The following is an 18492-nucleotide window of genomic DNA, read 5'->3' as shown; positions in this document are numbered from 1 at the left end:
AATTCAGGGCCGGTGTCCGCTTTTCTGTGCTGAGCGGTCTCTAATGCCGAGCGCGGCGAAGGTCCGCTGCGAGCCCTTCAGAGACACTCGAACAGAGCGTAACAGCACTGAATCCTTTACAGGCGCGGCAACTAGCTCGGCCCTTAGCCACCCGCCGCGCGCCATGCCATCCATCGTTTGTGCAGCTCACCTTGGCGAAGGCCGTTGGCTTCGGCCAGCACTGTGCCCGAAACCACCCTGGCCGTAAGAAAGTAACGGAAATCGTTCCGCAACTCGCACCACGCCACGATCACCCTGCTTGCCTCGCCATAGCCAAGGATCACCGGCCAGACCTTGCGCTCGGTCTCTTGACCCTCAGCCGACCGGTACCGCAGATGCAGTTTTCGCCCATCACGGATCGCCTGACGCAAAACCGCTGGGTCGATCGGCTCAAACGGCTGAACGCGTGGCGGTGGGGTGCCCACACTCGGCTCGACGATAAAGGGGCGCAGGGTTTCGGGAACCACCATCATGACCTTGGAAATGAGGTCGCGTGCTGCCCTCGCCAGTGTCGGATCGCCTCTTCCAGCCACCCACTGCGCGCCAAGCACGACCGCTTCGATCTCGTCAGGTGTCAGCATCAGTGGCGGCATGCCGTAATCGGCATCGAGCAAGAACCCGTATCCCGCCTCGCCAACGATGGGCACGCGCTGGCCGATAAGAACCGAAATGTCCCGGTAGACGGTGCGGCGCGACACTTCGAGTTCCTCGGCAATACGAGCGGCGGTGACCGGCTGGGTTGAGCGGCGCAGGATCTGGATGATCTGAAACAAGCGGTCGGCGGGGCGCATGGCTGGTGACTCCTGTTGCCACAATGGTGGCAACAGGCCTGTGTCACAAGCAGCTCACCGCGGCAATCTCTGCGGACCAACAGTCAAGGAAGACACCATGATCTCGACCGCCATTGCAGCCATCAACATGTGGGGGGTTTTGGCCGCTGCCGCCTTCGCCTTTGTGTTTGGTGGAGTCTACTACGGCGTGCTGACGCCGAAATTCTACGCGGTCGCCATGGGCCGCGAGGGCGAGCCGGCTGCAAACTTTTCGCCTTTGTTCATCGTCGGGCCGTTCGTCTGCAATATCGCGATGATCGTCACCACGGCTATTCTGTTGCAGGTGACGGGTGCGGAGGCGATTGCCCAGGCGGTCACTCTGGGGCTCTTGGTCGCAATCGGCTATCTGCTGCCGATGTGCATGATGATCGCGATCAACCCGAACTTTCCCAAGCCGTTCTATTATACGGCGTTGAACATGCCCTATTTGCTGGTGAGCGGGGTCATGTATTCTACCATCCTGACGCTGATGGCGTGACGCACAATGGTGGAGATTTCCTCTGAACCTCGCGCCTTTGTATCGGTGGCAGACTTTGACACGTGGTAGGCACGGTATCACAATACGGCGGGCGAACTTTGGGTTCGCCTTTGGAAGAAAACCAGCGGCATCCACGGAACTTCGCGCGATGAGTGTATCGTCAACGCCCTTGCGTGGGGATGGATTGACGGCATCGGCAAATCCTTAGATGACCAGTCCTACGTCATCCCTCTGACGCCGCGGCGGCCCAGGTCGGACTGGTCGCAACGCAATTGCGCCTTTGCGGAGCAACTGATCAAAGTTGGTCAAATGCGTCCACCCGGGCAGGCGCAGGTCGATGCTGCCCGAGCGGACGACCGGTGGGCCCGTGCCTATGCCGGATCGGCGTTTATGGAGATGCCTACCGATTTTACTGCCGCGCTATCGGCAAGTCCGGCGGCGACCGTTAGCTTTAGAAAACCGAGTCGGGCGCGTATGTTCGCTATTTACCTCCGGCTTCAACGTATCAAACGCGCAGAGAACCGGATGCGTGCCATCCGGCAGATCACCGCTGAATTGGCAGTTGGGCAAGTACCGTGACTCAGCTGCTGTATGGGCCGCTAGAACCCTACGGCAGGAATTTCCCGCCACGCCGACCTCACAGAAAAGCGCAATGAAGGGCTCATTCCAGCCCTCGTTGCCAAGGACCCGGAGAAAGCGCACATGGTCTGGGCGTAACGGACAGGGCATGATTCATGAGCGAGGTGAGCATAACGATCCCGGGCACGCATATTCAGGTTCTGGCGCCAGTGCGTGAACTCGATTTCTTCGACACACAGTCAGCAGTGCTGCCCAGGCCTGTATCGCCCCTCAATGCCTGGCGCATCCTGATGGCCCGTCCAAAGCCCATCATGACCCTCGCCTTTAAGATACGCGATGCGATCTCATCTCTGTTCGGCGTGAAGAAGATCGGAGGGTTTTCCGGGGCCGTGCCGGAGCGTGTCCAAGTCGGCCAGATGCTCGATTTCTTTCTTGTGGAACACGTGTCTGCGACGGTCCTGACCCTGACCGAGCGCGATCGGCATCTCGATGTCATGACCTGTATTTCGTCATCGGGACACGAACTGACGATCACATCGTCCGTGAAGACCCATAATGCGTTCGGTCGCCTCTACATGCTCCCGGTCGGGCCCGCGCACAAAATGATAGTCAGGCAAAACCTGAAAGAGCTCGCGGGCGCCGTCGCCTGATCCCTGAACGCCGACGGAGGCCTATCACCTTGTCCGGGCAACCTCCCTGCCATCGCCACAAACCGTAGTGCCTATTTTACCGAGGCGCTTCAGGCGATTCTGGCGATATGAACACCGCCTCCTCCATAGCCCTTCTGCAGGCCACCACGCTTCCCGACCATCCGGTCGTCAATTGGGTGCATTTGCTGCCCGCAGGCACGATCGCCACGGTCGATGGCCGTGGCCCCTACAGCGTTCTGAACGCCGCTGAGGTGATCGACGCGAGTTTCCTCGATCGCAAGAAACTCCCCATCGACGAGAACCACGCGATCGATATCGCGGCGCCGCGCGGCCAGTCGTCGCCCGCCCGGGGGTATGTCGTGGAATTGCAGGCCCGCGAGGACGGGATCTGGGGCCGCGTCGACTGGACGCCCTCGGGCAAGGCGCTGATGGCCGACCGCGCCTATGTCGGCATCTCGCCCGCCATACTGCAAGACGCTGAGGGCCGGGTGCCGCGCATCCTGAGCGCCTCGCTCGTCAATCGCCCCAATCTGCGCGGACTGACCGCGCTTCACCACCAGCAGGGCCTTGTGACCTTTCAGAGCAAACTGGCCGAGAAGCTCGGTCTGAACGCGGCTGCGAGTGAGGACGATATCCTCGCAGCCCTGCCGTCGGCAACCGACGAGCAGGTCGCACTGCAATCGGCGCTGCCGGATCTTCGGTCTGCCTTCGGGTTGACCGATGCCGCCGATGTGGGCGCGGTCCTGAACGCCGCGCGGAATGCGGCGCGGGACGTCAACACGACGATGCCGGCGCTACAGGCGCAGGTGCGCGAGCTCTCGGGCAAGCTCACCTCCCTGGACGAGGCCAGCAAGACCGCCCGGGCGCAGGCCTTCATCGACGGCGAAATCAAAGGCGGCCGCATGGGGCTCAATGCCGAGAACCGGGACGAGTTCGTGGCGATGCATCTCGAGAACCCCGAGCGCACGGAAAAACTCGTCAAAGGCTTCGCGGTGCTCAAGCCCACGCACACCCTCATTGCGCGGGGCGGATTAAGACTTGACGCGCTTTCCCCGAAATCGACGACAGCACATATCCCTCTTCGGCTTCGGTCTAGCGGGAGGGACTCAATCCAGCCGCGCAGGCAGATACTTGACCCGTCGGATCGGGATCGAGGACTCCAGGGAGGCGACGCCGGGCACTTTGGTCAGCCGCCGGGTAAGGAAGTGCTCGAACTCGGTCAGATCGCGCACTGCCACGCGAAGCAGGTAGTCGAAGCTGCCGGTCATCAGCCAGCAATCGACCACCTCGGGACACAGTCGCACCTCCCGTTCAAAGGCGACAAGCTGGTCGTCGATCTGCCGGTCCAGCCGAACCGAGATGAACACGTTGAACGGAAAGCCCAGCTTGCTCTCATCAATCCGCGCGCTGTAGCCGGTGATGAATCCGTCGGATTCCAGCCGCCGGATACGCCGCGCGCAGGGGGATGGAGACAGGCCGATCCGTTCGCTCAGCTCTTGGTGAGTCAGCCGTGCATCACGCGAGAGCTCGCGCAGAATCCGCCGGTCAATGTCATCAATCTCATCGGCCACAGGCGCTCGCTTCCTTCAAAAACTCCAAAATAAACGCCGATAATCAGCGCAAATTCAGCAAAAACACAAGCAGAGAGACCGCAAAATGCTCTGATCCTGATGTATTCAGGTGCGAAAGGGAGACCACAATGCGCGCAGACATTCACCACCTCAAGACGATCGAACAGCGCCTGCTCTGGCTGTCGCACTGGATGATCCACAACGCCAATCACCTGCGACCAAAGGCCGACGGGATCAAGGTTGGCGGGCATCAGGCATCCTCGGCATCGATGGTGTCTATCATAACCGCGCTCTATTTTTCGACGCTACGACCAGTAGACAGGGTGGCGGTCAAACCGCATGCCTCGCCGATATTTCACGCGCTGCAGTACCTGATGGGCCACCAGACTCGCGCGCGGATGGAGAATTTTCGTGGTTATGGTGGCGTGCAAAGTTACCCGAGCCGCACGAAGGACATTGACGACGTCGATTTCTCCACCGGCTCGGTCGGGCTGGGTGTCGCGATCACCTCCTTTGCCGCGCTGGTGCAGGACTATATTCGCGCCAAACCTTGGGGCAGTGACGCGCCGCAGGGGCGCATGGTGGCACTGGTCGGCGATGCGGAACTGGATGAAGGCAACATCTATGAAGCCCTGCAAGAGGGCTGGAAGAACGATCTGCGCAACTGCTGGTGGATCATCGACTATAACCGTCAGTCGCTCGACGGCATCGTCCGCGAAGGCCTGTTCGAGCGGGTCGAGAAGATCTTCGACGCCTTCGGCTGGGACGTCGTGCGGATCAAATACGGTGCGCTGCAGCGCGCGGCCTTTGCCGAGCCGGGCGGTGACCGGCTGCGCGACTGGATCGACGCCTGCCCCAACGCGCAATACGCGGCGCTGACCTTTCAGGGCGGCGCGGTCTGGCGTAAACGGTTGATGGACGATCTGGGCGATCAGGGCGACGTGACGGCGCTGATCGAAAAGCGCTCGGACGACGCGCTGGCCGATCTGATGGAGAACCTCGGCGGCAACTGCGTCGAGACGATGGCCGACACGTTCGACAGCATCACCCACGACCGACCGACCTGCTTTCTGGCCTATACGATCAAGGGCTGGGGCACGCCGATTGCGGGCCACAAGGACAACCACGGCGGGTTGATGACCAAGTCCCAGATGGGCGAATGGCAGCAGCATATGGGCGTGCCCGAGGGGCAGGAATGGGAGCCCTTTGCGACGGTGGACGACCCCGAAGCGCTGCGCGCCTTTCTGGCCAAGGTGCCGTTTTTCGCCCGCTCGCCGCGCCGCTACAGCGATGCGCGGCTTGCGGTGCCGGCGATCGAGATCAGCACCGACCGCGAGATTTCGACGCAAACCGCGTTCGGCAAGATCCTCGACGACCTCGCCAAGGGCGACAGCGCGCTGGCCGATCGGATCGTCACCACCTCACCGGATGTCACGGGCACCACCAGCCTTGGGCCTTGGGTCAACCGACGCAAACTGTTTGCTCGCAGAGAACAGGCGGATGCGTTTATCGAGCACCGCATCCCCTCGACCGCGAAATGGGAGTTTACGCCGAAAGGTCAGCATATCGAGCTGGGCATCGCCGAGATGAACCTGTTCCTGCTGCTGGGTGCGGCCGGACTGTCGCATGATTTGTGGGGCAAGCGCTTGATCCCCATTGGCACGGTCTATGACCCCTTCGTGCACCGAGGCCTCGATGCGCTGAACTACGCCTGCTATCAGGATGCGCGTTTCATCATCGTCGGTACCCCCTCGGGGGTGACTCTGGCACCGGAGGGCGGCGCGCACCAGTCGATCGGCACGCCGCTGACCGGCATGGCTCAGGACGGGCTGGCCTCGTTCGAGCCGGCCTTCGCGGATGAACTGGCGGTGATCATGGAGTGGGCTTTCGACTATCTGCAGCGCGACGGATCGGGCGTGGTCGATGAACGCACGTGGCTGCGCGATGAAACCGGCGGCTCGGTTTATCTGCGGCTGACCACCAAGCCCCTGGAACAGCCAGGAAAACGCGTCGACGAAGCGTTCCGGCAGGGCGCGGTGGACGGGGCCTACTGGCTGCGCAAACCGGGGCCGAACTGCAGCGTTGTCATTGCCTACCAAGGGGCAGTAGCCGATGAAGCCATCGCGGCGGCGGGCATGATCGGCGAGCACCGGCGTGATATAGGGGTTCTGGCCGTGACCTCGGCGGACCGCCTGAACGCGGGGTGGACTGCAGCACAGCGCGAACGCGCGCGCGGCAATGATTCAGCGCAAAGCCATGTCGAGCGTCTGTTTGGCGCACTGCCACCCGACTGCAGTCTGGTCACGGTGCTCGATGGCCACCCAGCGACGCTGGCTTGGCTGGGTTCTGTTGCGGGTCACCGTACGATTTCGCACGGAGTCGAACACTTCGGGCAAACCGGCTCGATTAAGGATCTTTACCGCCATTTCCGCATCGACCGGACGGCGCTGGTGGAATCGGTTAGCCGACTGACCTCGGGACGTTCCTTCCGATAGGGTTCCAGTGGCGTGGGTTTCGGTTAGGCATCGGGTCCGGCGAAAGCGCGTCATGCACGGCTAGCGCTCTGCCGGGGGGGCAATAATCTGCTCCCTGTGAAACGCGTTTGTTACAATGTCAGAGTCTGCCACGATAACGCCGTCGCCGAAAGCTTCTTCAACCTGCTCAAGCGCGAGAGGATCAGGCGCCGGACCTTTCGCACGCGCGAGGAAGCCCGGCGGGACGTGTTCGACTACATCGAGATGTTCTACAACTCAAAGCGCAAGCACGAGCGAAACGGAATCCCGGGCACGCAGATTCAGGTTCTGGCGCCAGTGCGTGAACTCGATTGCTTCGACACACAGTCAGTGGTGCTGCCCAAGCCTGTATCGCCCCTCAATACCGGGCGCATCCTGATGGCCCGTCCGAAGCCCATCATGACCCTTGCCTTCAAGGTACGGGACAGGATCTCATCTTTGTTCGGCGTGAAGAAGATCGGAGGGTTTTCCGGGGCCGTGCCGGAGCGTGTCCAAGTCGGCCAGATGCTCGATTTCTTTCTTGTGGAACACGCGTCTGACACGGTCCTGACCCTGACCGAACGCCATCGGCATCTCGATGTCATAACCTGTGTTTCTTCATCGGGACACGAACTGACGATCACATCGTCCGTGAAGACGCATAATGCGTTCGGTCGCCTCTATATGCTCCCGGTCGGGCCCGCGCACAAAATGATAGTCAGGCAAAACCTGAAAGGGCTCGCGCGCGCCGTCCCCCTGATCTCTGGACGCTGACGATCTGCGCGGACTGACCGTGTTTCAGCAAGAGGAGGGCCTTGCGACCTTCTCCTCGTACGACAGGGGCCCCGGCCACATCACGCGAGTTCGTCGGCCCAGACCTCGAAATCAACCAGCGTGTTCGCGCCAAAGCTGTGCGTGAGCGGCACATCCGCGGCATCGCGGCCGATAGCGATCAGAACCCGGCCCTTCCTGCGGGCATTGTTGCGGGGATCGAAGGTCCACCACCGTCCGCTCAGATAGACCTCCATCCATGCCGCGAAATCGCCGGGCGCGTAGGGCTCGGGCTCACCCACATCGCTGATATACCCGGTGCAATAGCGGGCGGGGATGTTCATGCAGCGGCAGAATGCAATCGCCAGATGGGTGAAGTCGCGACAGACGCCGTAGCCTTCGGCGTGGGATTGCGACGCCGTTCTGGTGGCGCTGGCCTTCATGTAGTCGAAGACCAGCGATTGATGAACGAAATCGCAGATCGCCTGCACACGGTCCCATCCCGGCGGCGATCCTTCGAACAAGGACCACGCAAGGTCGGACAGCAGGTCGGTATCGCAATAGCGGCTACCAAGCAGATAGACGAGCGTGTCCGCCGGCAGGTCCTGAACCGCGTGCTGAACCGCGTCGGGGGCGACAGGATCGGGCGCGCCCGCGTCGCGGCAGATCACGTCGGTTCCCAGTTCGAACAGACCTTCGGGCGCGACAAAGCGGGTGCACCAGTTGCCGAAACTGTCGCGGTAGCTTTCGAACGGGACGGTGGGGACCGAACGCAGGAAGTCGGCTTGCTCCAGATCGGGAAACCGGGAGAAATGCACGTTCAGCATCGCGATCATCGGCGTCGCTTGTTGCATTTCATATTTCAGGCGGCAACCGAGGCGTAATTTCATGCGGCGATGTCCTTCCGGGTCTCGCTGCCCCTTGGACAGCGTTGCACGGGTTCCAGGGGTCGAAGGCTTCGTTCGGAGGATCGATCCGTCAGCCCTGCTTTTCCTCGTTACCGGCCGAGGGTTTCGGCGCCTCGTCACCGGGGGCAGCCTTGGTCACCGCAGGCTTCGAGTGCCGGTAACCGAATTGCCGGCGCGCCGAGACCTTTGCCGGTTCACTGAGGAATTCTTTCAGGTCCAGCGGTTTCTTCGGTACGGAATATCCCATGATGTCGTCTCCCTGTTATGTGCTCTGAAAATGGAAAAGAGGCGGCAAAGCCTTGCCCTGCCGCCTCTCCCTCCCGGTGCCCTGCAAGCGATCGTCGGTCTGCGGTTGGGGTCACAAACGCGGCCACGAGTTCACCGAAACCTGGGGTCGGTCAGCAAACGCTAGCCGGTGTCGCGTCCCGTTTCCCGGACCGCCCGGCGGGGCGATGATCGGGAAGCGTGCCGTTGCCGAGGCGCACGAAAAACTCGCGCCAGGACAGATCGAATGCCGGTGCGCCCTCGTCCAGGCCCGTTGCCCGGACCGGGTCGATCCGCGCGCTGGTCGCGTCTTCGGTGTCGTGGCTCATATCGTCTTCGCCTTCTGTCAAGCTGCGCGCCGATCCGGCACGCTGTGCGCGTGGGCGACGGGCATGGGGGTAACGCAGAACCCGGCAGCAACGGCCGCAGCGACAAAGGCGTCGCGTGCGGCTTTGGGAGAAACCAGGCAATCGAGCGCGGCATCGATGCTGTCCAGCGCGATGCGGCGCGTTTCGTCACGTGTCGGCCATCTGCGCTGCAACCAATGCTGCGCTTTTTCCAGAGTCCGGAAACTCTGAGATTCGCCATTACGCGATACAAGGAAGAGAGGCTCTCCCCAGAAAATATCAATCAATCTTGTCTTCTTTACTCAGATATGGACCGACAGCCATTGCGGACATGGCTGTCGGCTCAGAGGCGCCCGGCGGCCGGCCAGACGCTTCAGGACGCATCGGGCGCTCGATCAGGCGAGCGCAAGGCTCGTCGCCGAGGTCCGGCCGTTGCGGTCGGTCTCAAGTTCGAACGTGACGTTCTGGCCGTCATCGAGACGCTGGATCCCGGCGCGTTCGACGGCCGAGACATGCACGAACACGTCTTGCGACGCCCCCTCGGGAGCAATGAAACCGAAGCCTTTGGTGGTGTTGAACCATTTCACGGTGCCCTTGGCCATCGTGATATTCCTTCTCATATGTGCCGCCCGCAGAATGCAGCGGCCAGGCAAAGCCGCAGATCGAAAGCTGAGCCGAGAGGAACAGGTCCGAAAATAAACGAATGCCCTTCCTATATGGCGTCGTCGGGGGCGCTTTGTGAGGGGCAGCCCTGCGATTTCAGGCCGGTATCGTGTGAGCCCTTGATAACGCACAGAAGAATTCCTGCAGGCGGGCCGATGGAAACGCTCGGTCTCGTCCGCTGCAACTTTTCTTGTCAAATCCTGCAAGAATTGGTGTCGCGCTACAGGTGCTCTTCTGCTCGACGCATGACGGCGCGGACAATCTGCGCGGGCTTGCAACCGCGCGGCTCACGCAATCCTGAGGACTGGCTCGGGCCGCTCGTGAGGCGCGGCGTTGGCGTGATCCCGCGGGCGAGCGTCTCGCGCGGGGCCCGGCTCCCGGTCGTCGACCTTGAAAGCGGCCATCTGTTCGGCGAGGCGCCTGGCCTCGCGGGACAATGCCTTTGTCGCGTTGGTGGATTGCTCGACCATCGCCGCATTCTTCTGGGTCACCACGTCGAGATGCGCCACGGCCGAGTTGATCTCGGTCAGGGTGGCGGCCTGTTCGGCGGCGCCGAGCGCGATGTCGTGGACCCGTTCATAGATCGTCGACACGCTGTCGGTGATGTTGCGAAGCTCCGTGCCGGTCGCATTCACCAACTCGACGCCCGACGAGACATTCTGCCGGCTGTCCGAGATCAACGCCTTGATATCGTTTGCCGATTCCGACGAGCGTTGAGCAAGCAGGCGCACTTCCGAGGCAACGACCGCGAAGCCCTTGCCCGCATCGCCGGCGCGCGCGGCCTCGACCCCGGCATTCAGGGCCAGCAGGTTGGTCTGAAAGGCGATATCCTCGATCACGTCGATGATGCGCGAGATCTGCCGTGACGATTCCTCGATCTTGGACATCGCCGCGATGGCGTTGCCGACGACGGTCGCCCCGCGTTCGGCGGTGGTTTTCGCATGCGTCGCCGACGCCTCCACCTCGCGCGCGCCGGTCGCCGAGGCGCTGACCGTGTGGGTCAGTTCGTGCACCGCGGCGGCGGTCTCTTCAAGCGTCGCGGCCTGCGCCTCGGTGCGTTGCGACAGGTCCGACGAAGCCCGGCCCAGATTGCCGGCCGTGGTGTCGAGATCGGACGAGAAGGTCTTTACCGACGCGATGGCCGAAGACAGCTGCTGCGAGGCCCGGTTGAAGGCCGTGACCAGCGTTTCGATATCCGGCAGGTCGCTATGGGGAAGGCGCACGGTCAGATCGCCGTGGCTCATCTCGGCGATGGCCTGCGAGAGGCCTTCGATACTGTTTTGCCGGGCGGTGATATCGGTGGCGATCTTGATCACGCGGTCGACATTGCCGTTTTCGTCGAAACTGGCGGAATAGGTTGCCTGCAACCAGACGACCGAGCCGTTCTTGTGGCGCCGCGCATATTGGTTCGTGAAGAATTCGCCGGCGGCAAGCGCTTGCCAGAAGGCGCGATATTCGTCCGATTTGACGTAATCCTCGTCGATGAAGATCGAGTGATGGCGGCCAACGATCTCTTCCAGGGTATAGCCGATGGCATCCAGGAAATTCTGGTTGGCAGTCAGGATGGTGCCATCCGGTGAAAACTGGATCGTTGCCTGTGTCCGGTCGATGACCGCAAACAGGGCTGTGGCAAGCCCCGCCTGTTCATCCCGCTGCGGCCTTTTCTGGTTCCAACCAAACACGATTGCGTCCTCCATGATTCGCATTGTGCAAGGCATGCTCCCATCCAACCGTGAAGAATCCCTTGAAACCGCAGCAGAGGCCCGCCTTGATCGTCGGCTCGGGATCAGCCCCGAAGAACGCGGCGCGGAAGGGCCCAAGGGCGCGGTCGGCCACGCTTTGTGTCGGCCTCCGCCTTCGGCGGTGCCTGAAGCGCCTCTGTCAGCGCCGCCTCGATTTCCCGGTCGGTGCCGGTGCGCGGCGGGGTTCCGGGACCGGCCCAGGGACCAAGACGCAGGGCCATCAGGGTTTTGTGGTCGAAAGAGCTCATTTCCGGGTCTCCTGATCGTGGGACCGCGATGATCGCCCGATGCTCCTGACATGGCGTTGTCAGGGGTTCGCCCTATACTGACAGGAACCCGCGCATAGCCTTTGGCCCCGCATGAAGAAAACCAACCGCCTTTTCGAGACCATCCAGATCTTCCGCGCCGCCGACCGCCCGATCCGGGCCGAGGACCTGGCAGCCCGTCTGGAAGTGTCGGTGCGGACCGTCTACCGCGACATTGCCGCGCTTCAGGCGATGCGCACGCCGATCGAGGGCGAGCCCGGCATCGGCTACGTCATGCGGCGCGGCTACGACCTGCCGCCGCTGAATTTCGACGAGGAAGAGGTGGAGGCGCTGCGCGTGGGGCTGTGCATGCTCAGCCGGTCGGGGGATCGCGCCCTGCGCCGCGCGGCGGAACGGATCTCGACCAAGATCGACGCGCTGCATGCCCCGGCGGACTGGATCCAGGTTTCGCGCTGGGGCGCGCCCGAGGACGACCCCGAGCTGGGCTGCGTGTCCAAGGCGATGCTGCGCGCCGCGGTGCGCGAGGAGCGGGTGCTGCGGATCGACTATGCCGATGCCACCGGCGCACGGACGACGCGCGATATCCGCCCCATCGCCGTTATCTATCACGTCGATGCCGTCCTGCTGGCGGCGTGGTGCGAGCTGCGCAACGGGCTCCGCCATTTCCGCACCGACCGGATCCATGCCTGCGAAGCCACCGGCGCGACCTTCCGGGGACAGGGCGCGGTGTTCCGGCAGCTATGGTCCGAGCAGAACCGCTGGGATGTTGTCAGCGACATGGCGGCCCGCGCCGGCACGTCCTGAGGGCGGCAGGAGGGGTCAGGCCGCCTGCCCGGGGCTTTTGCGGCGCAAGGCCAGCCGGACCGTCAGGCCGATGACCAGGGCCCAGAACGGCGCGCCGATCCCCAGCAGGCTTACCCCGCTGGCGGTGGTCATGAAGGTGACGAGCGCGGCCTCGCGGTCGTCCCTGGCGCTCATCGCCGCCGACAGGCTGTTGCCGATGGTGCCCAGCAGCGCGAGGGCCGCGATGGTCAGAACCAGCGCGGGGGGCAGAATGACGAAGATGCCGATCACCGTCGCCCCCATCAGCCCCACGCCCACATAGAACGCCCCGGCGAATACCGCGGCCTTGTAGCGCGTCGCGGGGTCGTCGTCGGCCTCGGGTCCCGTGCAGATCGCGGCGGTGATGGCGGCCAGGTTGAAGGCATAGCCGCCAAAGGGTGCCAGAAGCAGGCTGGTCACGCCGGTCACGGTGATGGCGCGGCCGATATCCGGTTCGTATCCGTCGCCCCTCAGCGTCACGACGCCGGGCATGTTCTGCGAACTCATGGTCACAAGGTAAAGCGGCAGGCCAAGTCCGATCAGCGCGGGCACGGAGAAGTCGGGCATCACGAAGACAGGCTGCGCCAGCGCCAGCGGCAGGCGCGCGCCGGCGAAACCGCCGGTCAGGGCCACATAGGACAGGCCGGCCAGAAAAACCGCCGCGATGGCGTAGCGCGGCGCCCAGCGCTTCAGGGCCAGATAGACGGCCGCCATGACCGCGACCAGCGCCGCATCCGTCCCGATCCCGTCGAAGATCTTCATGCCGAAGGAAAACAGGATCCCTGCCAGCATCGCATTGGCCAGCGTGTCGGGCACCAGCCGCGCGAGCCGGTCGAACCAGCCACTCAGGCCCGTGGCGATGAGAAGCAGCGCGCAGAACAGGAAGGCGCCGGTGGCCTCGGGCAGCGAAAGGCCCGCGCTGAGCGCGATCAGCGCCGCGCCCGGGGTCGACCACGCCGTAAGCACCGGCATCTTCGTGCGCAGGGACAGGAACAGCGTGCTCAGCCCCATGCCGAGCCCCAGCACCAGCATCCAGCTATTGGCCTGCGCCGCGCTGGCGCCCAGCCGGTCGATCGCCTGAAAGATGATCGCGACCGAACTTGTATAGCCGACCAGCATGGCGATGAAGCCGGCGGTGACATGGGAGAGCTTGAACGGCAGCATGGGACCCTCTAGGACAGATGCGTGCGCTATGACGCTCGACCGCCATAACGTACGGGCGCAATAACGCACAACCCCGAAACGCCCCGCAGGGAGAGGCCGATGAGTGCGAAAAGCAGCGAGGATCTTGTCGGTGCCAATCTTCGGCGCGCGCGGGGTGCGGCGGGGCTGAGCCTTGCGCAGGTGTCGGCGCTGACGGGGGTCAGCAAGGCGATGCTGGGCCAGATCGAGCGCGGCGAAAGCAGTCCGACGCTGGCAACCTTGTGGAAGCTCTGCAAGGGCCTGCAACTGCCGCTGACCGCACTGATCGGCCCGGCACTGGCGCCGTCCGAAAGGGGCCCGTCCGGCGACGCCGGGCAGAACCGCGTCAAGGACGGACCGGCGTTCCGGACCCTGTTCCCCTTCGACCCGAAAACCGGATGCGAGGTCTTCCTGCACGACCTGGCGCCCCATTGGCAGCACCTCTCGCCCGCCCATAGCGAGGGCGTGAGCGAGGACGTGTTCGTCATCGACGGCGCGGTCGAGATCCTCGTGGCATCGGACTGGCTGCGCGTCGAGGCGGGTCAGGCGCTCAGGTTCAGCGCCGATCAGCCGCACGGCTACCGCAACCCGCTGGACAGAACCTCGCGGTTTCACAACACGATCCATTACCCGTCATAGGGGAAATCGGGGCGCCTCGCGGCCGGAACCCGGTTCACGAAACCGATAACATCGGCAAGCGGCCGCATTGGCTGTGGTTTCCCCGCGTTCCTGCCGATAGGTTGAGACCCGCGATGCCGTACACTCTGTTCGTGAATACCAGTCTATCGCCCGGTTTCACCTCCGTTGCACAATTCGCGGGGGACAGTGAAAGGAGATGGTGCCCCGTGGTATCAAGCGATTGCAGCAAGGGGATCGTGGCATGCGTCGCATCATCCGACTGACCAATCTTCCTGCCGCCATCTCTCTGGTGGTGGTCTGCGTGATCTGGGTCTTTGCCGAATGGCAGTATCGCAGCATCTACGAACAGACCGTGCGCCATCAGGTTTCGGGGATCGCCAGCGTCATGCGCGCGCATGTCGAAGGCACGCTGGCCTCGAATGTTCAGCTGATCCGCGGCCTGATCGCGACGCTCGTGACCGAGCCCGACATGGACGCCGGGCGCTTCACGGAACTGGCACGCGTGCTCGACGCGCAGGAATCGCTGATCCGCAGCATCGCCGCGGCGCCCGACATGGTGATCCGCTACGTCTATCCGCTCGAGGGCAACGCCGCCGCACTGGGCCTGAACTACCTGGAGACCCCGGCGCAGCGTGACGCGGCGCTTCTGGCCCGCGATACCGGGATGCTGGTTCTGGCCGGGCCCGTGGACCTTGTTCAGGGCGGGGTCGGATTCATCGGGCGGTTCCCGGTCTTCGTCCCCGACGGTGCTGACGGGCGGCGCTTCTGGGGGCTGGTTTCGGCGGTGATCGATGCCGAACGGTTCTATACCGTCACGGGGCTGAACGACGAAACGCTGCCCATCTCGGTTGCGCTGAGCGGCACCGCCGCGACCGGACAGGCCGGGACCGTCTTCTTCGGCGATCCCGCGATCCTGCAGCAGGATCCGGTGCAGATGCGCATCACCCTGCCCTTCGGCGCGTGGGAGATCTCGGCCATTCCGCGCATGGGATGGGACTACACCAATCCCCGGATCTGGATCCTGCGCCTGTGGCTGACGATCGGCGGGGCGCTTATCGTGGTGCCCAGCCTGATCATGGGACGGCTGCTGGAAGAGCGCGCGCATTACGTCGAGCGCCTGCAACTGGCGCTGCGCCGCCGGGGCGAGACCAACGACCGTTATCTCAATGTCTCGCGCATCAGCCGGACCTTCGTCTGGGAACAGGACGCCGCGGGGCGCCTGACCTATCTCTCGGCCAGCTTCCGCCACATCACCGGGCTGCAGCGCGAGCCGCTCCTCGGCCGGCATCTGCGCGACCTCGCCAGCCGGGACGCGATGTTCCTGTCGAATGCCGACTGGGACTCGCTGGAAGAGAAGATGCGCAACCACGAGACCTTCAGCGATTTCCTGTGTCTTGCCGCGACCGAAGACGGCGAGGAATTGTGGCTGCAGCTTTCGGGCACGCCGGTCTTCGACAATGACGGCACCCTCATCGGGTATCGCGGCGCGGGGATGGACGTGACCTCGGTTCAGGGCGCGCGGCAGGCGGCCGATGAATCGAGCCGCGCGAAGTCGATCTTCCTGGCCAATATGAGCCACGAGATCCGCACCCCCCTGAACGGCGTTCTGGGCATGGCGCAGGTTCTGGAAAGCCAGATGAACGACCCCGACAAGCGCGCGATGGTGACGACCATCCGTGAAAGCGGGCAGAGCCTGAACAACATTCTCAACGATATCCTGGACCTGTCCAAGATCGAGGCCAACAAGCTGGTGCTGGAAGCCACGCAGTTCCAGCCCGAAGCGACCATGAAGCGCATCGTCGCGCTGCATCAGGTCCGGGCCGAGGAAAAAGGTCTCTTGCTGAGCATTTCGGGCCTGACGCCGCCCGGACCGGCGCGCGAAGGTGACATGCATCGTTTCGGGCAGATCCTGCACAACCTGATCAGCAACGCGATCAAGTTCACCGAAGAGGGCTCGGTCGAAATCACGGTGGCGAACCGGGCGGGCCAGCCGCTGACGGTGACGATCGCCGATAGCGGCCCCGGCATGAGCGAGGACCAGCTCAACACCCTGTTCGAGGCATTCGTGCAGGGCGACGGCTCGATCTCGCGCCGGCACGGCGGCACGGGGCTGGGCATGTCCATCGTTCACCATCTGGTCACGCTGATGCAGGGCAAGATCGATGTCCGCTCCGTTCCGGGCGAGGGCACGGTGATCACCATCGATCTGCCCTTCCCCGAACGCGAAATGCTGCGCGAGGTCGAGGGCGAGACCCTGACCGGGTCGGAACTGGCCGGGCTGCGGCTGCTGGCGGCCGATGACAACGCGACCAACCGGCACGTACTGGAAGCGATGCTGCGCGGTTCGGGCGTCGAGCTGACCCTCGTCGCCAATGGCGAACAGGCGATCGAAGCGTGGCGCTCGGCCGATTTCGACGTCGTGCTGCTTGACATCTCCATGCCGGTTCTGGGCGGTATCGCCGCGCGTCACCGGATGGCGCAGGAAGCGCAGGAAACCGGCCGCGCGCTGCCGCCCGCCATCGCCTTCACCGCGAACGTGATGTCGCATCAGATCAAGGAGTATCTCGACGAAGGCTTCGTGAGCTGCGTGGCGAAACCGCTGAAGAAGGCGCTGCTGCTCGACGCGCTGAAAATGGCCAGCCGCGGCGAGGCCAAGACAGAGGCGGGCGGCGGGACCTGAGCGCCCCGCGGCCCCGCCCTGCCCTCATGCCCTGTCGCTGGCATCCCCGGCGCTGCCAAAGGCGTTCCAGCCGCCATCCACGCTCAGAAGCGTGCCGTTGACGTAACTGGCAGCCGGCGACGCCACGAAGAACACGGCTTCGGCGATATCCTCGGGGCGGCCCAGGTCGCCCATCGGGATCCGGCGGCGGATCTGCGCGGTGTCGACCCGTCCGTCCGCTTCCAGCGCGGCGACGCCCGGCGTGCGGATGTAGCCCGGTGCGACGGTGGCCGTGCGCAGGCCCATGGGGCCCAGCTCGGCGGCCAGACAGCGGGTCAGGATGTCGATCCCGGCCTTCGACGCGCCATAGGGATGACGCGGCGCCATCGGCACGAGCCCCGCGATCGAGCCGAGATTGACGATCACCCCGCGTCCCGCCGTCATCGCCGGAATGGCCGCCTGCGCGCAGGCGAAAGCGCCGGTCAGGTTGACCGACAAGGTCCGGTCGAGCGCCGCGAAATCCTGCTCCAGCCCCGGTGTGAACGGGTCGGCGATGGCGGCATTGTTGACCAGCACATCGACGGCGCCGATCCGCGCGAAGGCGTCGGCGATCTCTTCGTCCCGCGTCACGTCGCAGGGAATGGCCTGTGCGCCCTCGCCCAGCTCGGCCGCCCGGGCGGCGACCGCCTCGGCATCGCGGTCCAGAAGGACGACATGATCGCCCCCGCCGTGGAACCGCGCGGCGATGGCCGCCCCGATCCCCGTACCGGCGCCGGTAATGACCACGCGGCGCGGGCTCTCGGGAGCGGCGGGCCGCGTGATCTCGGCGGCAGGGACCGCGTCGGCGGGGGGATGCGCGTCGCCCGGCTGGTTGAACGACATCCAGCCGCCATCCACGCCCAGGATCGCCCCCGTCACGTAGCGCGCCTCGGGCGAGCCCAGGAACCCGATGGCCGAGGCCATCTCGTCCGCGCGCGCGAGCCGCCCCATCGGGATGCGGCGGCGGACGGCCGACAGGTCCGCCTTGCCCTCGGCTTCCAGCGCGGCGACCATCGGCGTGCGCACATAGCCCGGCGCGATGGCATTGACGCGGATCCCCCGCGCCGCCCATTCGCAGGCCAGCGACCGCGTCATCGAGATGAGCGCGGCTTTCGATGCCGCATAGGCATTGCGGCAGGGATTGCCCAGGACGCCCGCCAGCGAGGCGGTATTGACGATCGCGCCGCCCTTGGGCATCCGCCGCGCGGCCTCGCGCGCCATCAGGAACGGGCCGTTCACATTGGTGCGCAAGGTCAGCCGGAAATGCGCCAGATCGGTCCGGGTCGTGGGCGCCATCGTCGGCCCCATCGCGGCGTTGTTGACCAGCAGCCCCACCGCCAGCCCCAGCGCATCGAGCGTGCGCCACAGGGTCAGGATCTGCGGCTCGTCCGAGAGGTCGCATTCGAAGGCCGTCACACCGGGCAGGTCCAGCACGCCGCTGCCCGGCAGGTCGACCGCGATCACCCGGTCGCCGCGCCCGGACAGCTCGGCGATCAGCGCCCGCCCGATACCGCCGGCAGCGCCGGTCACAAGGGAAATCCGCCTCATCGC

The 18492-nt window shown here is 64.3% G+C and carries 17 protein-coding genes and 2 pseudogenes; 9 read left to right on the top strand and 10 right to left on the bottom strand.

Translation table 11 applies throughout. From position 1 onward, the window contains the following. Window positions 1-143: 143 nt before the first annotated feature. Window positions 144-830, bottom strand: a complete 687-nt coding sequence (locus tag C4N9_RS09145; protein ID WP_109533025.1) for a helix-turn-helix transcriptional regulator — start codon at window positions 828-830, stop codon at window positions 144-146. Between the two features lie 97 nt (window positions 831-927). Between C4N9_RS09145 and C4N9_RS09140 the strand changes: the two genes are divergently transcribed. The 4 genes and pseudogenes from C4N9_RS09140 to C4N9_RS22240 form a co-directional block, all read left to right on the top strand. After that, window positions 928-1347 carry a DUF1761 domain-containing protein gene (locus tag C4N9_RS09140; RefSeq protein ID WP_168192184.1) on the top strand — a complete coding sequence of 140 codons (420 nt, stop codon included), beginning with the start codon at window positions 928-930 and terminating at the stop codon, window positions 1345-1347. 309 nt (window positions 1348-1656) lie between these two features. After that, window positions 1657-1926, top strand: coding sequence for a YdeI/OmpD-associated family protein (locus C4N9_RS22490; RefSeq protein WP_109533023.1), 270 nt, complete (start codon window positions 1657-1659; stop codon window positions 1924-1926). A gap of 155 nt (window positions 1927-2081) precedes the next feature. After that, window positions 2082-2576 (top strand): DUF2867 domain-containing protein, encoded by a 495-nt coding sequence (locus tag C4N9_RS09130; RefSeq protein WP_109533022.1) that lies wholly within the window; start codon window positions 2082-2084, stop codon window positions 2574-2576. Window positions 2577-2683: 107 nt separating this feature from the next. Then, window positions 2684-3472, top strand: a pseudogene (locus tag C4N9_RS22240) (phage protease); the annotation flags it as partial. A gap of 210 nt (window positions 3473-3682) precedes the next feature. Here C4N9_RS22240 and C4N9_RS21880 read toward each other — a convergent pair. Next, window positions 3683-4147: an Lrp/AsnC family transcriptional regulator gene (locus tag C4N9_RS21880; protein ID WP_168192200.1), complete on the bottom strand. Its 465-nt coding sequence runs from the start codon at window positions 4145-4147 to the stop codon at window positions 3683-3685. Window positions 4148-4275: 128 nt separating this feature from the next. Here C4N9_RS21880 and C4N9_RS09120 point away from each other — a divergent pair, with 128 nt between their 5' ends. Further along, a complete protein-coding gene (locus tag C4N9_RS09120; RefSeq protein ID WP_109533020.1) occupies window positions 4276-6642 on the top strand; it encodes a transketolase in 2367 nt (788 codons plus the stop codon). A 126-nt stretch (window positions 6643-6768) separates the two neighbouring features. After that, window positions 6769-7413: pseudogene (locus C4N9_RS09110) on the top strand (DUF2867 domain-containing protein); the annotation flags it as partial. A gap of 80 nt (window positions 7414-7493) precedes the next feature. Here the strand turns inward: C4N9_RS09110 and C4N9_RS09105 are convergent. From C4N9_RS09105 to C4N9_RS09085, 6 genes are all read right to left on the bottom strand, one after another. Continuing rightward, complete coding sequence (locus C4N9_RS09105; protein ID WP_109533019.1) at window positions 7494-8300, bottom strand: transglutaminase-like domain-containing protein; 807 nt, start codon at window positions 8298-8300, stop codon at window positions 7494-7496. A gap of 88 nt (window positions 8301-8388) precedes the next feature. After that, window positions 8389-8565: a hypothetical protein gene (locus C4N9_RS21875; protein ID WP_168192182.1), complete on the bottom strand. Its 177-nt coding sequence runs from the start codon at window positions 8563-8565 to the stop codon at window positions 8389-8391. A 151-nt stretch (window positions 8566-8716) separates the two neighbouring features. After that, window positions 8717-8911, bottom strand: coding sequence for a hypothetical protein (locus C4N9_RS09100; RefSeq protein ID WP_109533018.1), 195 nt, complete (start codon window positions 8909-8911; stop codon window positions 8717-8719). 17 nt (window positions 8912-8928) lie between these two features. Next, window positions 8929-9216, bottom strand: coding sequence for a DUF982 domain-containing protein (locus C4N9_RS09095; protein ID WP_109533017.1), 288 nt, complete (start codon window positions 9214-9216; stop codon window positions 8929-8931). 108 nt (window positions 9217-9324) lie between these two features. Continuing rightward, window positions 9325-9531 carry a cold-shock protein gene (locus tag C4N9_RS09090; RefSeq protein WP_109533016.1) on the bottom strand — a complete coding sequence of 69 codons (207 nt, stop codon included), beginning with the start codon at window positions 9529-9531 and terminating at the stop codon, window positions 9325-9327. A 348-nt stretch (window positions 9532-9879) separates the two neighbouring features. Beyond that, window positions 9880-11412, bottom strand: coding sequence for a methyl-accepting chemotaxis protein (locus C4N9_RS09085; RefSeq protein WP_168192181.1), 1533 nt, complete (start codon window positions 11410-11412; stop codon window positions 9880-9882). 281 nt (window positions 11413-11693) lie between these two features. Here C4N9_RS09085 and C4N9_RS09080 point away from each other — a divergent pair, with 281 nt between their 5' ends. After that, complete coding sequence (locus tag C4N9_RS09080; protein WP_109533014.1) at window positions 11694-12404, top strand: helix-turn-helix transcriptional regulator; 711 nt, start codon at window positions 11694-11696, stop codon at window positions 12402-12404. Window positions 12405-12419: 15 nt separating this feature from the next. On the opposite strand, the gene C4N9_RS09075 is transcribed toward C4N9_RS09080, so the two are convergent. Then, window positions 12420-13586 carry a benzoate/H(+) symporter BenE family transporter gene (locus tag C4N9_RS09075; RefSeq protein WP_109533013.1) on the bottom strand — a complete coding sequence of 389 codons (1167 nt, stop codon included), beginning with the start codon at window positions 13584-13586 and terminating at the stop codon, window positions 12420-12422. 99 nt (window positions 13587-13685) lie between these two features. Between C4N9_RS09075 and C4N9_RS09070 the strand changes: the two genes are divergently transcribed. Beyond that, window positions 13686-14243 carry a helix-turn-helix domain-containing protein gene (locus C4N9_RS09070; RefSeq protein ID WP_109533012.1) on the top strand — a complete coding sequence of 186 codons (558 nt, stop codon included), beginning with the start codon at window positions 13686-13688 and terminating at the stop codon, window positions 14241-14243. Window positions 14244-14484: 241 nt separating this feature from the next. Continuing rightward, on the top strand, window positions 14485-16923 hold the full coding sequence (locus C4N9_RS09065; RefSeq protein WP_168192180.1) for an ATP-binding protein: 2439 nt from the start codon (window positions 14485-14487) through the stop codon (window positions 16921-16923). Between the two features lie 24 nt (window positions 16924-16947). Here the strand turns inward: C4N9_RS09065 and C4N9_RS09060 are convergent, their stop codons facing one another. After that, the gene (locus tag C4N9_RS09060) at window positions 16948-18489 is read right to left on the bottom strand and encodes an SDR family oxidoreductase (RefSeq protein ID WP_109533010.1); all 1542 of its coding nucleotides are present in this window, start codon (window positions 18487-18489) and stop codon (window positions 16948-16950) included. Window positions 18490-18492: the final 3 nt, after the last annotated feature.

The sequence above is a fragment of the Pararhodobacter marinus genome (assembly GCF_003122215.1).
Lineage (GTDB): Bacteria > Pseudomonadota > Alphaproteobacteria > Rhodobacterales > Rhodobacteraceae > Pararhodobacter > Pararhodobacter marinus.
The sequence above is the reverse complement of the archived record's forward strand: the minus strand, read 5'-3'. Positions and strand labels throughout refer to the sequence as shown.

Bases quoted from the DNA above. Each gene is read 5' to 3' on its own strand.
- C4N9_RS09145 (WP_109533025.1), bottom strand. From the start codon at position 830: ATGCGCCCCGCCGACCGCTTGTTTCAGATCATCCAGATCCTGCGCCGC.
- C4N9_RS09140 (WP_168192184.1), top strand. From the start codon at position 928: ATGATCTCGACCGCCATTGCAGCCATCAACATGTGGGGGGTTTTGGCC.
- C4N9_RS22490 (WP_109533023.1), top strand. From the start codon at position 1,657: ATGCGTCCACCCGGGCAGGCGCAGGTCGATGCTGCCCGAGCGGACGAC.
- C4N9_RS09130 (WP_109533022.1), top strand. From the start codon at position 2,082: ATGAGCGAGGTGAGCATAACGATCCCGGGCACGCATATTCAGGTTCTG.
- C4N9_RS09120 (WP_109533020.1), top strand. From the start codon at position 4,276: ATGCGCGCAGACATTCACCACCTCAAGACGATCGAACAGCGCCTGCTC.
- C4N9_RS09105 (WP_109533019.1), bottom strand. From the start codon at position 8,300: ATGAAATTACGCCTCGGTTGCCGCCTGAAATATGAAATGCAACAAGCG.
- C4N9_RS21875 (WP_168192182.1), bottom strand. From the start codon at position 8,565: ATGGGATATTCCGTACCGAAGAAACCGCTGGACCTGAAAGAATTCCTC.
- C4N9_RS09100 (WP_109533018.1), bottom strand. From the start codon at position 8,911: ATGAGCCACGACACCGAAGACGCGACCAGCGCGCGGATCGACCCGGTC.
- C4N9_RS09090 (WP_109533016.1), bottom strand. From the start codon at position 9,531: ATGGCCAAGGGCACCGTGAAATGGTTCAACACCACCAAAGGCTTCGGT.
- C4N9_RS09080 (WP_109533014.1), top strand. From the start codon at position 11,694: ATGAAGAAAACCAACCGCCTTTTCGAGACCATCCAGATCTTCCGCGCC.
- C4N9_RS09075 (WP_109533013.1), bottom strand. From the start codon at position 13,586: ATGCTGCCGTTCAAGCTCTCCCATGTCACCGCCGGCTTCATCGCCATG.
- C4N9_RS09070 (WP_109533012.1), top strand. From the start codon at position 13,686: ATGAGTGCGAAAAGCAGCGAGGATCTTGTCGGTGCCAATCTTCGGCGC.
- C4N9_RS09065 (WP_168192180.1), top strand. From the start codon at position 14,485: ATGCGTCGCATCATCCGACTGACCAATCTTCCTGCCGCCATCTCTCTG.
- C4N9_RS09060 (WP_109533010.1), bottom strand. From the start codon at position 18,489: ATGAGGCGGATTTCCCTTGTGACCGGCGCTGCCGGCGGTATCGGGCGG.